At 70.2% G+C, this 15,427-nt stretch carries 8 protein-coding genes and 1 pseudogene; all 9 read left to right on the top strand.

Going from position 1 to position 15,427, the window contains the following annotated elements; translation table 11 throughout:
• The first annotated feature begins 579 nt into the window (after window positions 1-579).
• Complete coding sequence (locus WMF19_RS12190; RefSeq protein WP_437899236.1) at window positions 580-1,080, top strand: RNA polymerase sigma factor; 501 nt, start codon at window positions 580-582, stop codon at window positions 1,078-1,080.
• A gap of 23 nt (window positions 1,081-1,103) precedes the next feature.
• Window positions 1,104-1,430, top strand: a complete 327-nt coding sequence (locus WMF19_RS12185) for a hypothetical protein (protein WP_437899235.1) — start codon at window positions 1,104-1,106, stop codon at window positions 1,428-1,430.
• A gap of 59 nt (window positions 1,431-1,489) precedes the next feature.
• Window positions 1,490-1,771: a hypothetical protein gene (locus tag WMF19_RS12180; RefSeq protein ID WP_437899234.1), complete on the top strand. Its 282-nt coding sequence runs from the start codon at window positions 1,490-1,492 to the stop codon at window positions 1,769-1,771.
• 96 nt (window positions 1,772-1,867) lie between these two features.
• Window positions 1,868-2,899, top strand: coding sequence for a recombinase RecA (gene recA, locus WMF19_RS12175; protein WP_437899233.1), 1,032 nt, complete (start codon window positions 1,868-1,870; stop codon window positions 2,897-2,899).
• A gap of 211 nt (window positions 2,900-3,110) precedes the next feature.
• Window positions 3,111-4,232, top strand: coding sequence for an AAA family ATPase (locus WMF19_RS12170; RefSeq protein ID WP_437899232.1), 1,122 nt, complete (start codon window positions 3,111-3,113; stop codon window positions 4,230-4,232).
• A 74-nt stretch (window positions 4,233-4,306) separates the two neighbouring features.
• Window positions 4,307-4,633: a hypothetical protein gene (locus WMF19_RS12165; protein ID WP_437899231.1), complete on the top strand. Its 327-nt coding sequence runs from the start codon at window positions 4,307-4,309 to the stop codon at window positions 4,631-4,633.
• Window positions 4,634-5,239: 606 nt separating this feature from the next.
• Window positions 5,240-5,902, top strand: a pseudogene (locus WMF19_RS12160) (serine/threonine-protein kinase PknK); the annotation flags it as partial.
• Window positions 5,903-6,468: 566 nt separating this feature from the next.
• On the top strand, window positions 6,469-14,772 hold the full coding sequence (locus WMF19_RS12155) for a SpvB/TcaC N-terminal domain-containing protein (protein WP_437899230.1): 8,304 nt from the start codon (window positions 6,469-6,471) through the stop codon (window positions 14,770-14,772).
• Window positions 14,769-15,092 (top strand): hypothetical protein, encoded by a 324-nt coding sequence (locus WMF19_RS12150; protein WP_437899229.1) that lies wholly within the window; start codon window positions 14,769-14,771, stop codon window positions 15,090-15,092. The genes WMF19_RS12155 and WMF19_RS12150 overlap by 4 nt, the downstream gene beginning before the upstream one ends.
• Window positions 15,093-15,427 lie beyond the last annotated feature (335 nt).

The following is a 15,427-nucleotide window of genomic DNA, read 5'->3' as shown; positions in this document are numbered from 1 at the left end:
CGCAGCTTCGGGCGGGTCCCGAAGCTGCATTCCTACCGCACCTGCAAGCTCTCGCGTGCTGCCAACTCTTCCCCTGACACAGCAGCGCGCTCATCGCACTCTGAAGTAGTGCAGCCCGCGGCGACTGCAATCGCCCGGGCTGCGTGGCCGAAACCTCAGCGTCCGAGGTCCCGACATGCTCATCGTAATCCGCCCGCCCTCCGCGGGCCAAGGGAGCCGTGCGCCTTCGCATCGGCGCCCTCGTTCCCATCCGCCATTCCTGACCGATGCCGAACCGAGACGGCTCCATGCCCCGTTCCGCAACCTGTCGGGGCTGTACGGCTCACGCTCCTGCCCGTCCGGAGTCATCGGCGCTCGCGTCCGAGGCGTCCGGCACACCGCCGCCGACCCGCGTCGCTCGTCGCCAGCCATGGCCAGGCGGGCGGCCCAGGAGGCCAGCGTCCCGGTACCCGGCCGGTTGAGCGCGCCCGGGATGGCCGACTGCGACTCCGAGAGGGGTAGGTGAGCCGCGGGCGGAACGGGGCCCACCGCGCCCCCGCCGCGCTACATCCCCCGGCACGACCGAGCATCGCGGCGGTCATGGCGGAGCGGCCCTTCATCGTGGCCACGCTCATCGCCTGCGGCGTCCCCGCGCGCGACAGCGCCGACGTCGCGCAGGCGGTCGTGCTGGGCGCCTGGAAGGCCATCGAGGCCGGCCGGTATCGTCCCGACCCGGCTGCAAACGCTCGGCAGGTGCTTCGCCGGTGGCTCCGTGGTGTCGCGTGGCGGCAGGCGACGCACTACCTCGAGAGCGCGTACGTGCGTCATGAGGTCCTGCACCACGAGCCGCTCGGTCCTCTGCGCCACGTCGTGGGTCTGAATCTCGAGGCGCAACTCCAGGCGCGCGCCGAGATGGAGGCGCTTCTCGCGCTCTGGCAGATGCCGCTCTGGGCGCGCGAGGTGCTCGCCCTGGCGGCTCTGGGTCATGAGGGCACCGAGATCGCGAGCGTGCTGCACCTGCACCGCGGAACCGCTGTCAGCCGGCTCCGCCGGGCTCGCAAGCTGCTTGCGCGCATGCGTAAGCGAAAGGGGGGCCGATGAACCTCGGGGATCCCAAGCACTGCATGAGTGCCACGTTCCCCGGCAAGCCAGTCACACCGTGCGTATCCCCCCACGACATCGAGACCTACATGGAGTCGAAGGGCTACCAGTCGGTGCTCTCGGAAGAGCGCGACTGGCTCAGGGACATCCCCTACGCCTGGTTGCCGCCCAGCTGGCCGGATCCACGCGCCCCGCCGATCCGCATCCAGCCCCACATCGTGCGGGGACCACGTCTGTGCTCGCAGCCGCTGGAGAAGGTCATCAAGGCCATCGCACACAACGAGGGACGGACGCCCGGCGAGGTGCTGCGCGAAATCACCGTGCACGCGCAGCTGGAGCGCGGCGGGTAGCTTCCTCCGCCCCGCTATCACGACGCGCACCGTGCCCTCTCTTGTGGAGGCAATCCACCATGACAGAGATTCGCCAGTACCCGGCGGACGACGACACATGGGACGGCCGTACCGAGCGATCGCCACCGAACGACGCCATCCGATTCGACGACGCCAGCTACATGCGCAGGTGGATCACTGCGCTTCGGGAGCAAGTGGACCAGGGGCTCAGCGCGGCCGAAGATGCCACGCGCCCCGTCCAGGAGCGCGTTCTCTCCCGACACGAGGCGCGCCGCCGCATCGAGAAGGCGACGGAGACCATCTACAACCTGCTCGACGCTGCGGAGCGCGGCCTCCCCTGACGACCGCTCACGCAAGGGCGCCCGCCTGCGCAGGCCTCGCCTGCTGCGCGGCGCTCTCCTGTCTCGGCAACCCCTCTTCAGCAAAGGACCATCCCCATGAACGCTCATGTCAGCAAGGCCCGCGCCGTCCAGTCCGTGGTCGGCGCCATCGAGAAGCAATTCGGAAAGGGAGCTCTCATGTCCCTCGGAAGTGGTGACAACGTCCCCGAGATCCGGGTCATCCGCACTGGCTCACTCGCGCTCGACGCCGCCCTCGGCGTTGGCGGGTACCCGCGCGGCCGCGTCGTCGAGATCTACGGCCCGGAGTCGTCCGGCAAGACCACCCTGACGCTGCACGCGATGCGCGAGGCCCAGCGGACGGGTGGTGTCGCGGCGTTCATCGACGCCGAGCACGCGTTCGACGTCACCTACGCGCGTGCGATCGGCGTCGATACCGACCGGCTCCTCGTCTCCCAGCCGGACAGCGGCGAGCAGGCGCTCGAGATCGCCGAGATGCTGACCCGCTCCTCGGCCGTCGACATCATCGTCATCGACTCGGTCGCCGCGCTCACGCCGAAGGCCGAGCTCGAGGGGGACATGGGCGACCAGCACCTCGGGCTGCAGGCGCGGCTGATGAGCCAGGCCCTCCGCAAGCTCACGGGCATCGCGCACCGCACCGAGACCACCCTGATCTTCATCAACCAGCTCCGCCACAAGATCGGCGTCGTCTTCGGGAGCCCCGAGACGACCACGGGCGGCAACGCGCTCAAGTTCTACGCGAGCATGCGCCTCGACGTGCGCCGGATCGGGACCGTGAAGGCGGGCGACGACACGGTCGGGGCCCGCACACAGGCGAAGATCGTCAAGAACAAGCTGGCGCCGCCCTTCAAGGAGGCGGAGTTCGACATCCGCTGGGGCAAGGGGATCGACGCCGCCGGCGACCTCGTCGACCACGGCCTCACGACCGGGGTGATCCAGAAGAACGGCGCGCACCTGGCCTTCCGCGGCGAGCACATCGGCCACGGGCGCGATCGAGTTCGTGAGGCGCTACTCGCGAACGGAACGCTGGCCGCTGCCGTGCGCGCCGGCGTCGAGGCGGCTGGGCACGAGCCTGAGGGACGCCATCGGGTCGAAGCCGCGGGGATCTGAGCCCTCAGCAGCGACGGCCAAGAGCAGGTGGACAGCCCGCAGCGCTCGCTGGCGGGCTGTCTCCCCGCCCCCGAGATCCGCCCGCGGTCATCGCCTCGCGCGAGCGGGCTCCAGCCGGGTGGGCCGCACCCCGCTGGAGTTCCCCGCGACGGCCGCCGCTCCCGTCGCGCGGCGCGGGCCGCGCTTTCCCATCAGCAACTGAGGAGAGATCATGCTCCAGAGAGTCCGAATCCGGGGCTTCAAGACCATCGTGGACGTCACGTTGGAGCTCGGGAAGTTCAACGTGTTCATCGGGCCAAACGGCGCCGGGAAGACCAACCTGCTCGAGGGAATCGCGCTGCTCGGTGCGGCAGCGCAGGGTCAGGTGGACCCGGACGCCTTGAACGCACGCGGGCTGCGGGTCACGCGGACCCAGCAACGCCCCCTCCTCAGGACGTCAGAGCGCCGGCAGACGAAGGTGATCATCGAGGCGTGGGCCGAGCGGGCGCGCTACGAAGCCAGGCTCCAGGAACCCAAGACTTGGTCGTGGTCATGGAACTTCGTCCGCGAGCGATTCATGGAGAACGGCGAGGAACTTGCCGCCCGAGAGCGCAACGTGGGGCGCTTGGTGCTGGATCGAGAGACCTGGAATGCGGTCCCAATCAAGCCGAAGCATGACCGCGGGATCGCTCCGTTGGTGTGCGCGACCCATGGCGAGGGGCCGCTCAGCGCACTGCTTCGTGCCTTGGATTTGTTCGCCATCTACAGCCCGCACGGATCCTCCCCTGAGTCGATGAAAGGCGTGTTGTTCGAGTGCGCCCCCGAGCTGCAACGAGAGCGTGTCCTCTGGCGACGGATCGTCGACGACGTGCGCAGGCTCGCGGCGTGGGCCGAGGATGTGTCGGACGAGGGCATCAGCTTCGCCGACCGTCATCTGCGCCGCGATGCGCGATGGATTTCTACCGGCGCCGCTGACGACGGCACGAGGCTCATCCTCTACACGCTCATGTTGCTGCTGCTCCCCGAAGGACCACCCATCCTGGCCCTTGAGAACACAGACCACGCGCTGAGCCCGCGTCTGGCGCTCCGGGTTGCGGAACGGGTGCAGCATATCTTGCTGAACGAGCCCGGACGGCCGCAGGTGCTCATGGTCACGCAGCGGCCGGAGGTGCTCGACGCGCTCGAACTCGGGGATGACCGAGTGCGCCTCTTCATCGTGCATCGGAACAAGGGTGGCGCGACGGCGGTGGATCGGGTCGGGTACAGCGACGCGCTCGCCAGGTGCACGGAGAGGGGGATGGCTCTCTCGCGGCTGTGGCTATCGGGCGCGCTCGGCGGGATGCCCAACCTGTGAGCGCAAGCCTCACATCAGGCACCAACGCAAGTTCGGAGCACGCGCGGGGATAAGAAGCGTGAAGGAGGACGACCATGAACATTCTGCATCGCATCGCCCAGCTCGTGCTCGACATCAACAAGATCCAGGCCGAAGCCGTCGTCAAGGTATACGGTCGATTCGGTCTCTACCGGCGGCTGTACATCGTCTGTGGCTTCCCCGAGGGCACCGCAAAGGGGCTCGAGGAGCGGCTACTCGCGCTCGGCCACGAGGGCGTGGCGGAGCAGCACGAGATCCTGTGCCGGTTCGTGCGGGGTGACATCGGTGGTGTGCAGCTCATCGAGGAGCTGGCGCAGTGGTTCTCGGGCTACATGGAAAATTGCCAAGCCGCCGCAATGACCGAGTTGCAGGCTGCTGCCTGAATCGGGGCGCAAGGCGCAGGAGGATGGACGGAGACTTCCGCCGTTCTCCTTTTAGCTCCACATTGCTCCTTAAGGATGCCCACTCACTCCAGCGCTCAATTACGCTCACGATACTGCACGAGGTGAAGCCCACCTCGCGGTGCTGCTCCACCGCTCTCGACGTTTTATTCAGGTATCACATCAGGAGAGAACCAACAGATTCTCCCGTTTGCCATTTCGTTTGCCTCCGGAACGGCATATTAGCCGGTTCCTCTGCAAGTATAGAGAAATGTTGGCGCGTTCGCCGGGCGACGGGTGTGATTGGCAAGCTGCAGACGGGCTGGCGCCGCGAACGGCGCGACAAGCCGCGGCCCGATGCATGGGCGAGACGGCCGCGCGGGGCCTCCACCACCGCCGGCGCCGATCCGACCTGAACGACGCGGACGCCCTGCACGCAGCGGCCGCTGCGCCGAAAACAGGGTCCCCGCTCCCGCTTTGGCATCGCCTCTTGCCTGCTCGCCCGATCCGCGGCCAAGGCCGACGCCGCCCCGCGCCCAGCTTCATCGACGCCAGCGCGAGGCGTGAGGGCTCCGACCCACGGCGACGGTCGGGCGGTTACGGCTCAGCGGATCGTTAGGGAACAAGGGTCCGCACGTCGCGGCGTTCCTCGGCGAGCTCGTAGGGGCGACGTTCCCCGACAGGGGCGATGTGCAGCTCCAGGCGGCGCGGCAGAGTCCGGTGCTGATGGGCGACCGACTCCGCGAGGCGTTCGAGGACTTCATCCGAGCCGAGTGCCAACGGCAGCCGGTGCTCCTGGTGCTGGAGGATCTGCACTGGGGTGACCTGCCCACGGTGACCCTGATCGACGCCGCGCTCCAAGACGCGAGGGACATGCCTTTCTTCGTGCTGGTGCTCGCCCGCCCGGAGGTCCGCGAGCTCTTCCCGGCGCTCTGGAACGAGCGCAAGGGCCTCCGGATCCGCCTCGCGCCGCTGCCCCGGCGCGCGAGCGAGCGGCTCGTGCGGGAGGTGCTCGGCGACAACCTCGGCGCCGAGCCGGTCGAAAAGCTCCTCGCGCGCGCCGAGGGCAACGCGTTCGTGCTGGAGGAGCAGATCCGCGCGGTGGCCGAGGGCAGGAGCGAACGCCTGCCCGAGACGGCGCTCGCGATGGTGCAGGCGCGGCTCGAGGCGCTCGGCATCGAGGAGCGCCGCGTCCTCCGCGCGGCGAGCGTTTTTGGCGAGACGTTCTGGGGAAATGGGGTTGCCGCCCTTGTAGGCGGCGCGCCGGTGGCGGCGGCGGCAGAGCCGCGGGAGCGCGGGCGGCTCCCCGCTGGTCTCGCCGAGGAAAATCTGGGTCAGCTGCGCGCGCTGGCGGGGGGACGTGTGCGGCGGACGCGGGGGGGCGCTGGCCACGGGGCCCTTTCGATACCGTCGCTCGATGGTCGGGCGTGGTCTCATCGGCCCAACCGGACCTCCGGCGCGGACAGAAAGAGCAATGAGCCCTTCCGCTTTACAGGCTCCTAGGCAACCCCGGGGAGGGTCCACCGTCTCCATCGCCTCGACGGCGGCATCGTAAGGTCGCGAAATCAGTCGACCCAGGTTTCGACGGATGGAGCACGGGATTGCCTAGGACGGATCCAAGTTGACGCGCCTGAGCGTGTCTGATTCTCTGATCGGGGCGCTCCGACGCGATCGGTTGGACGGCGGTCTCGATGGATCACCACGCTCGCTAAGCCGCGGCTCATCACGCAGAGGAGATCTCGACCGGCTGCGATAAGCAGCTCGGCGGCATCCCGCGGTTTGAGGGAAACCTGGTCACGCAGGATGTGAAGTAATCGAGAAGGGAGGGCGCAGATCTCATGTCGATCAGTTTTTCCAGCCGCGATCCGCTCAAGGCCGGGCTTGACTGCGCGGCAGAGGTCAACCCGCTCACCGGCTCGGTCTCGGTCGGCGTCCCGCTCAAGCTCTCCCCTGGCCGCGACGGGTTCGGCCCCGCGCTCGCGCTCGCCTATACCTCGAGCGGCGCCAATTCGCCCTTCGGCGCCGGCTGGGCGCTCGAGGGCGTGCTCTCCGTCGCCGTCGACACCCGCAGGGGCCTGCCCCGCTATGACGGCTCCGACCGCTACAGCTTCGCCGGCATGGAGCTCTTGCCGCAGGAGATCGAGGACGCAGGGGGGTGGCGACCGGTGGCGATCGATCAAGGCGGCTTTCTGGTGCGCCGGTTCCGCGCCCGCGTCGATGCCTCGCGCATCCGCGTGGAGCAGTGGGTCGAGAAGGCGACGGGGCGCGTCCACTGGCGCACGCGAGACGCCGCGAACACGTTGACCATTTACGGAGCCAACCCCGACGGCACGAGCCGGGTGGCCGATCCGGCCGACGAGGGCCGTGTTTTCTCCTGGTTGCCGGAGATCCAGGTGGACGCGCGCGGCAATGCGATGCTCTTTACTTACCTCAAGGAGACCCGGGAGGGCGTCGACCTCGCCTCGGCGGCCGAACGCTCGCGCTTCAAGCCCGGCGAGGCCCCCGCCCAGCGCTACCTGAAGTCGATCCGCTACGGCAACTCGAAGCCCGTGAGCGCGGACGGGGCGGTCGCGCCGGATACGGAGTGGCACTTCGAGGTCGTGCTCGACTACGGCGATCACTCGAGCGCCGACCTGCCCGCGCCGGCCCCCGACCGGGCCTGGCCGGCGCGACCGGACCCTTATTCCACTTACCGTGCCGGCTTCGAGGTGCGCACCTTCCGGCTGTGCCGCCGCATCCTCATGTTTCACCGGCTCCCGGGGCTCGGCGCCGAGCCGGCGCTCGTCGGCATTCACGCGCTAGAGCACGACCTCCGGCCCGAGGGCGCGACGCTCTCGGCCGCGCGCTACGAGGGGCTGCGCAGGCACCTCTCGACCGGGGCGCTGTCGCGCCGCGCGACGCCTGCGCTGCGCTTTGCGTATGCGCGCCCCGAGCCGGAACGAGGCTTCCGAGCGGCGCCGCAAGAGACGGTCGAGAACGTGCCCACCGGTCTCGCCGGGGCTGCCTACCGCTGGCTCGATCTCTGCGGAGAGGGGTTGCCCGGCATCCTCGCCGAGCTGCGTGACGGCTGGTACTACAAGCCGAACGAGGGCGGCGGCCGGTTCGGGCCGCAGCGCCTCGTCATGGCGCAGCCCAGATACCGCCTCGCCGACGTGGCGCTGAACGACTTCGACGGCGACGGCAACATGGATGTCGCCGTGCTGCATGGGCGCGGCGCGGGGTACTTCGAATACGACCGCGAGAGCGGGAGCTGGAACGGTTATCGGGCGCTCGCCAGCCTGCCGCACCAGGAGGCGGCCGGCGGCAGGGCGCAGTGGCTCGACCTCGATGGCGACGGGAGGGCCGACCTCGTGGTCGCCGGCCACGGTCGAGTCGTCTGGTACCCTGCGAGGGGCAAGCAAGGGTTCGATGCCCCCGTCGAGGTCACCGGCGGTCCAGCCGGAGAGGGCGGCCTGCCGGTGGCCGACGACACGCAGCTCGGCTTCTTCTTCGCCGATATGACCGGCGATGGCCTCGCCGACCAGGTACGCATCCAGGGCGGGCGCGTCGAGTACTGGCCCAACCTCGGCCACGGCCGCTTCGGCGCGCCCGTGGTCATGGACAGTCCGCCGGATTTCGGGGCGGACGCCGCGTTCGATCCAGGCCGCATCCTGATCGCCGATCTCGACGGTGACGGCTCGGCAGACCTCCTCTATGTGGGCGCGCAGGAGATCCGTGCCTTCATCAACGCCGAAGGCAACGCCTGGGTGCAGGGCGCGCGCTTCGCCGATCTTCCCGTCATCGACAAGAACGCCTCCTTGCGCGTGCTCGACTTCCTGGGCGACGGGACGCCGTGCCTCGTCTGGTCGACCGCGCTGCCAGCAGGCGGCGCGGCGCCGCTCCAGTTCCTGCCGCTCGCGGGGCCGCCGCGGCCCCACCTGCTGGTCGCCGTGGAGGACGGCCTGGGCCGGGAAATCCGGTTCTCCTACGAGAGCTCGGCGCAGCACTACCTGCAGGCACGGCGCGAAGGCGCGCCATGGCGCACCCGCCTGCCGACCCACGTTACCGTCGCCGCCGCGCGCGAGGAGATCGACCGGATCACCGGCTCGCGCCTCGTGCAGCGATTTCGGTACTACGACGGTGTCTACGACGGCGCGGAGCGGGAGTTCCGCGGCTTCGGCCGGGTCGATCGGTTCGACGCGCCGCTGCACGAGGACGGCGACGGGGCCACCGCGCCGCGCGGGCAGGCGTGCTGCGTGCGGAGCTTCTATTTCACGGGCGGCCTCGTCGAGCACAGCCTGACCGACGCCTGGGGGGGCGATCTCGGGCTGCGCGCGCCGCCCGCCGTGACGGTCGAGCGGGCGAGCCTGCTCGCGCCCGAGGAGCACGCCGACGCGCTGCGCGCCGCCGCGGGGCGGCTCATCCGGCGCGAGGTGTTCTCGGTCAACGCCGACGGCGTGCTCGCAGAGACCCCGCTCGAGGTGACCCTGCTCGCTTACCGGGCGCTCCGCCTGCAGCCGACGCGCGGCGAGGGCCAGCCGGCCGTCGTCGCGATCGAGGAGTCCGAGACGCTGCGTGCGGTCTACGAGCAAGACGCGAGCGACCCGCGCGTCAGCCGTACCCTGGTGCTTGAGACGGACGGCTTCGGCAATGACACGCTGACCGCCGCGGTTCACTACGCCCGCCGACCATCGCCGGCCGGCGCGCCCGCGTCGCCGCAGCAGGCGAAGCCGATCGTCACCGCCCGCCGCACGCGCCTCGCCAACCTGGAGACGGACAGCCGCTATGAGCTCGGCCTGCCGGTCGAGGAGCAGGTGCTCGAGGTGAGCCTGCCTGGCCTCGGCGCGGCGGTCCTCCCCTTCGCGGAGGCCAAAGCCCAGATCGCGCAAGCGCTCGCCGCGCCGCGCGCGTTTCACGAGTCGCTCGCGGGGCTCGCCGCGCCCGCTTCGCGGCTCATCTCGTGGGAGCAGTCATTCTACTGGAACGACGACCTGACGGGCGCGCTGCCGCTGGGTCAGGTCGGCGCGGTCACCCTCCCGCACTCGAGCGCCGAGGCGTGCTTCACGCCCGAGCTCGCCGCGGCCGTGTACGGCGCGCGGGTGGACGGCACCCTGCTGGCGGGCGAGGGCGGCTATGTGCTGCGCGACGGCCATTTCTTCCGGCCCAGCGCGGTCAGCCGCTACGCGAGCGCCGCAGACTTCCATCATCTCACCGGCCTCGTGCGGCCCGACGGCGCGGCGAGCACGCTGGTCCGCGACGCGACCCGGATGTTCCTGGTCGAGGCGCACGATCCGCTCGCCAACGTCATCCGGGCGGAGATCGACCCTTGCGCGCTCGCGCCCTATCGCATCGTCGATCCCAACGGTAACATCGCAGAGGTCGCCTATGATCCGCTCGGCGTCGTCTCCGCCTCCAGCATGAGAGGCACGGTCCTCGACGAGGCCGGCGTCGAGCAGGCCTATGGGCAGGAGCCGCTCTCCGGCTTCGTCCAGCCCGCGCCGCCGACGCTCGCCCCCGTCATCGCGGATCCGGCGGCGCACGTGGGGGGCGTCGCGCAGGCCGTCTACTATGACCTCGAAGCGTTCCGGCGCGACGGCGCGCCGGTCCAGGTCGTGACGCTGGCGCGCGAGTCCCTCGCCCACGACGGCACGGGTGCGCCGAGCGGGACGAGCGACGTGCACGTCACGGTGACGCACATGGACGGCTTCGGCCGGCCGCTCCAGTCCAAGGTGAGGGTGGAGTCCGGTCCCACGATCCAGCGGGGAGCCGAAGGGGAGGTGGTCGTGGGGCCGGACGGCCGGCCGGTCGTCGCCAACGCGACAGAGCCGTGGCTCGCCTCGGGCCATGTGGTCTACGACGAGCGGCAGCTGCCGGTACGCCAGCTCGAGCCGTTCTTCACCGCGTCCTGGCGTTACGAGGGGGACGCGGAGCTCATGGCGTTCGGCGTCTCCTCCGTCACGCAGACCGACGCGCTCGGCCGCGCCGTGCGCACGGACTTGCCGAACGGCACGTTGACGCGCACCGAATACGCCGCGTGGGAGGTGCGCACCTTCGATGCCAACGATTGCGTGAGCGGCTCCGCGTACCATCTCATGCGCAATCCGCTGGCGCCCAGCGCGCCGGAGAAGCGCGCGCTGCTGAAGGCGCTCGAGCACCACGACACGCCGTCCGTCGACCACCTCGACCCGCGCGGCCTCACCGTCCGCCAGAGCGTGCGGTCGACGGGCGGCGCGCAGGCGCGCGAGACCGAGACGCTGCTCGACGCCGCCGGGAATGCGGTCGGCATCGTCGATCCGCGCGGCATCGCGGCGTTCGAGTACCGCCTCGACATGCAGGGCCGCGCGCTGCTCACTCGCAGCGCGGACGCGGGCGAACGCCGCGTGCTACTCGATATCTACGACCGGCCGATCCACACGTGGGACGCGCGCGGCGCGCACGAGCATCGCACGTACGATCGCCTCGATCGGGTGCTCGCCGTGCGCGCCGGCGGTCTGCCCGGCCTGGACCACATCGTCCAGCAGTGCGTTTACGGCGAGGACGCGAGCGTCCCGGACGCGGCGGCGCGCAACCTGCGCGGCCGCCTCGCGGTCCAGCGGGACACCGCCGGCGTGCGCACCCTGCTGGCAGCGAGCCCGCTCGGCCAGCCGCTCGCTGTCGAGCAGCGGATGCGGGAGGAGTACAAGGCCGAGGTGGACTGGTCCACGCCCGCCGCCGTGACGCTGATGCCGGAGCGCTGGGTGACGCGGACACGGTACGATGCGCTCGGACGGGTGAGCTCCCAGCAAACGCCGGACGGCGTCACGCGGCGCTACCGCCACCTGAAGGGCGGCGGCGCGGCGGAGCTGCGCGTCTCCACCGCCGACGGGCGGGTGACGGATCGGATCGTGTTCGACGAGGCCCGCTACAACGCCCGCGGCCAGCGAGAACGCGTGCGCCTCGGCAACGGGGTCGAGATCGTCCACTCCCACGATCCGCTCACCTTCCGCACGGCGCGGGTGCGCGCGACGCGCCTCGCCGACGCGGCGACGCTGCAGGATCTCGCCTACACCTACGACCCCACAGGCAACATCGTCCTGACGCGCGACGCGGCGCAGGAGTCGGGCGCGCTCGGCGCGCCGGTGCGCAACCTCACGGTGACGAGCGAGCAGGAGTTCACCTACGACGCGTTCTACCAGCTCCAGCACGCCACCGGCCGTGTTCATCGCGCGCTGATCGAGCACGATTACCGCGCCGGCGCGGCGGACACGTTCCGCGGCAGCCGCGCCGTCTCGCTCAACGACGGCGGCGCGGTCGACCGTTATACCCGGCACTACGAGTACGATCTCTCCGGCAACCTGCTGCGGATGCGTCACGTCTCCCTGCAGACCTGGACGACGGAGATGTGGATCGCGGCGGGCTCGAACCGCTCGGTGCCGCTGCACACCCCGGGCGGCGGCGCCGTGTCCGACCCCGAAGCCCGGTTCGACGCCGCGGGCCATTGCACGTCGTTGCCGCACCTCGCCTCGATGACCTGGGACTTCCGAGGCATGCTCACCCGCGCGGTGCTCATCGATCGCTCGGCGGAGGGCGGGCCGGACGACGCGGACCATTACGTCTACGACGCCGAGGGGCAGCGCGTGCGCAAGGTGACAGAGCGCCTCGTCGCCGGCGGCGTCGAGGTCACCGAGAAGCTCTACCTCGACGGCTGTGAGATCAAGCGCATCTCCCGCGGCGGAGCGCGGTCGCTCGAGCGCGTCACCTCGCTGCTGAGCGACGGATCCGGGGCGGTCGCGTCGCTGCACCGCTGGACGGCGGACAGCGCCGGGCGGGAGACGGACGACATCGACGTGCCGCGCTGGGTGTATCAGGTCGCGAACCATCTCGGCTCCGCCCGGCTCGATCTCGACGCGCAGGGCGGCGTCATCGCCTACGAGGAGTATTTCCCGTTCGGCGGCACCGCGTTCGTGGCGGGCGACGATCTGCGCGCGGCCTCGTGGCGGGACTACCGGTTCAGCGGCAAGGAGCGCGACGACCTGACCGGCTTCTATTATTTCGGATTCCGCTACTACGCTCCATGGCTTTGCCGGTGGCTGACGCCGGATCCGATCGGGGCCGGGGGTGGGCTCAATCTCTATCAATACGTGCTCAACAACCCGGTCAACCTCATCGATCCGGAGGGGCTCGATCCTCAGCGGCCCGGGCAGCGGCTGCGCACGCGTTACGTCACCTACGAGCAATTCGTTGCGGCGATGCCGGAGGGCCATCGCGCGCAGGTCGATTCTGGCAGGCGCTTGACGGGGCTGTTCTCGTCTGACCAGCAGGGCGGCGGCGTCACCGTGCACGAGTCGGAGTCCACGTTCCGCGCAGCCGCGCGAGGGGCGACGGGGCAGGTGGAGATCTGGATCTACGATCCGCGCTATCAGGAAGGGCTGGATCGAGGGCTCAATGAGCGATCCGCCCGGGAAAGGGCGGAGATCTTCAACAGCATTGACGAGGCCCTACGCCCGCTTCAGGCACCGCCGACGCCGGACGGGGCGGGCGGCGCGGGGGGGCCGGGGCAGCCTGGCCGGGGCGGCAGCGGCGGGCAGACCGGCACGGCGACCGGGGCGGGCGGCTCAGGCCAGCCCGGGGGCGGCGAGCACGGCGAGGACGGCGCCGGCGGAGCGGGTACGGGCGCGGGCAACGCGCCTGGCGATTCCAGCGGTCGGGGCGATGCCACGGACACCGGCGGCGCCGGCGTGCACGCGGGTGACGGCAGCGGTCAGGGGAGCACGGCGGCGCAGGGATCGACCGGGCGCGGTGGAATCGGCCACGGCGCGGGCGTCTCGGGCCGCGGCGCGGGCGGCGGGGGGACCGGACAAGCGGGGGCGGGCACGCAGAGCCGCGGGGCGGGTGCAGGCGCGGGCGCGGGGATGGGCCTGGGCGATGGATCGAGCGGCGCGGGACGAGGTCAAGGCGCCGGGGCGGGCGGCTCGCGTGATGGCGGCGCGGGAGGAGCCGGCCGGCGCGGCTCTCCCGGAGGGGCGCCGGGCGGCACGGGCCAGCAGCCTGGAGGGGCGCCGGGCGGCGTGCCCGGCGGGGTCGACGGAGGGGTGCAGGGCGGGACGGTCGGCGGCGTGCCCGGCGGCGAGACCGGCGCCGGCGCGCCCCTTGGCGCGCCGGGGGGCGTCGACCCCAATGGAGCGACCCGGGGGGCGCCGGGCCAGAGCAGCGGCGGCGTCTCGGCGGACGGCACGGGTGCGGCGCAGAGCGGAGGCGAGGGCGGGCAGACGCAACAGGCCGGCGGCCAGCAGGGGGGACAAGCGGCCGGCGCGCAGGGCGGGAGCGGCCAGGGCGGGCAGGGGCGTGGTCAGCCCGAGAGCGCGATGGATCGGCTGACCCGCTACGCGGGGTACTGGCACCTCGAGTTCGGCGACGACGGGCGCGAGGGCGCGGCGTCCGGCGGGATCCCGGGGGCGTTCGGCAGCATCAACGGCGGCGCGTGGGCGCAGGGATTGTTCCTGGCGCTCACGGCGTTCGATGTTGTCCTCACGGTGCTCACCCTGGGGGAGCTGGCGGCGCTGAAGGCGTCGCTCAAGGGCGCGATGCGGGCGACCGGGCAGGCGATGCGCAGACTCGCCAGCGCTGGGGCGAGTCTTTTCACGCGCGAGTTCTGGCAGCAGGCTGGAGCGCGTATCCTACGCGCCACGTCGACGGGCTCCACAGCAGCGCGGCGTAAAGCTTCGGAATGGGTTGCCTGGTTCCTGGACAAGGGTGGAGAGACGAAGATCGACATGTCACAGAATATCGGTTCGAAGTGGTGGCCGCGATTCAACGCAACCATCACCAACAACGACACACCTGGCACCTGGGCCTTCCGCGACACCGCCGCTCATGAAGGATTCCATGCCTGGGTGGCCAAGAACTTCGGTTGGTATGTGCGCGCTACCTACGCCCGGGTCGGTCCGCTGCAGATCGGTGCGCCGCTGGCGTATATCGAGGAACTCTTCGCCTATGCCATCGGCCATGGTGCGGCGGGGCGCATCCACGCGATACCGTTCGCGTGGGCGGAGGCGTTCGCCAGTCTTAGCTGGCGGGAGCGGGGGAGCATCGCCTTTATGGGGGCAGGGGGCGTCGCCGCATACTTCGGCTTGCGCAACAACAGCCCGTCGCAGGCGGCGCAGCCGGAGGGCGCTGGGCGATGAGCAGCGGCTTCAAATTCCTCGCCCGGCGCCTTCGCGCCCTCGCATACGGGACGGAGGATCGGATCCATGCCTTGCGGAACGCGGGCCGTACCGTCGACTTCGACGCAATTCCGCCAGGAGGTGGAGGAGAGATTGTCGAGATCGATTTCGGCTATGGGACGGAGCTCTGGCTGGTGCCGGAGCCGCCCCCAGAGCTCGACTGTGAGCAGACGTTCATTGAAAACGGTCGATTGATCCTTGAAATGGATCGCAAACTTACCAGCGTACGTCGCTTGCGAGACAAGGGGCTCAAGCTTAGTGGATGGAAGATAAGATTTTAGTCGCATCGCTTGCGGGGTTGCCCTGCCAGAAACGCCTGGATCGTCTGAACGGTCATTGTCGAAGGACGCGTCGCGGGAGCTCTGGAAGCACATGGATTCATGATAAATACCTGATCATCCCCGCCGAAGCTCGGTAGGAGCGCTGAACGACCATGGCGAAGGACGACGCGATCGAGATCGCAAACAGGTTTCTCGCGAGGGAGGTGGCCCCAAGCCGAAGCTGGCGGACCTGCGGTGCCAGTTGGTGCAGGTGTTAGCTCGCGTGGATATCGAACGCCGGTGCGCGTCGTCTACGAGTACAAGCTGGTTGATTCGCCAGGATCCGTCTTAAATGC

The sequence above is a fragment of the Sorangium sp. So ce124 genome, from assembly GCF_051525235.1.
GTDB classification, from domain to species: Bacteria; Myxococcota_A; Polyangia; order Polyangiales; family Polyangiaceae; genus Sorangium; species Sorangium atrum.
This window is presented reverse-complemented; position numbering and strand designations above follow the sequence as displayed.

Coding starts and splice junctions, on each gene's coding strand:
- WMF19_RS12150 (WP_437899229.1), top strand. CDS start 14,769: ATGAGCAGCGGCTTCAAATTCCTCGCCCGGCGCCTTCGCGCCCTCGCA.
- WMF19_RS12180 (WP_437899234.1), top strand. CDS start 1,490: ATGACAGAGATTCGCCAGTACCCGGCGGACGACGACACATGGGACGGC.
- WMF19_RS12165 (WP_437899231.1), top strand. CDS start 4,307: ATGAACATTCTGCATCGCATCGCCCAGCTCGTGCTCGACATCAACAAG.
- recA (WP_437899233.1), top strand. CDS start 1,868: ATGAACGCTCATGTCAGCAAGGCCCGCGCCGTCCAGTCCGTGGTCGGC.
- WMF19_RS12155 (WP_437899230.1), top strand. CDS start 6,469: ATGTCGATCAGTTTTTCCAGCCGCGATCCGCTCAAGGCCGGGCTTGAC.
- WMF19_RS12185 (WP_437899235.1), top strand. CDS start 1,104: ATGAGTGCCACGTTCCCCGGCAAGCCAGTCACACCGTGCGTATCCCCC.
- WMF19_RS12190 (WP_437899236.1), top strand. CDS start 580: ATGGCGGAGCGGCCCTTCATCGTGGCCACGCTCATCGCCTGCGGCGTC.
- WMF19_RS12170 (WP_437899232.1), top strand. CDS start 3,111: ATGCTCCAGAGAGTCCGAATCCGGGGCTTCAAGACCATCGTGGACGTC.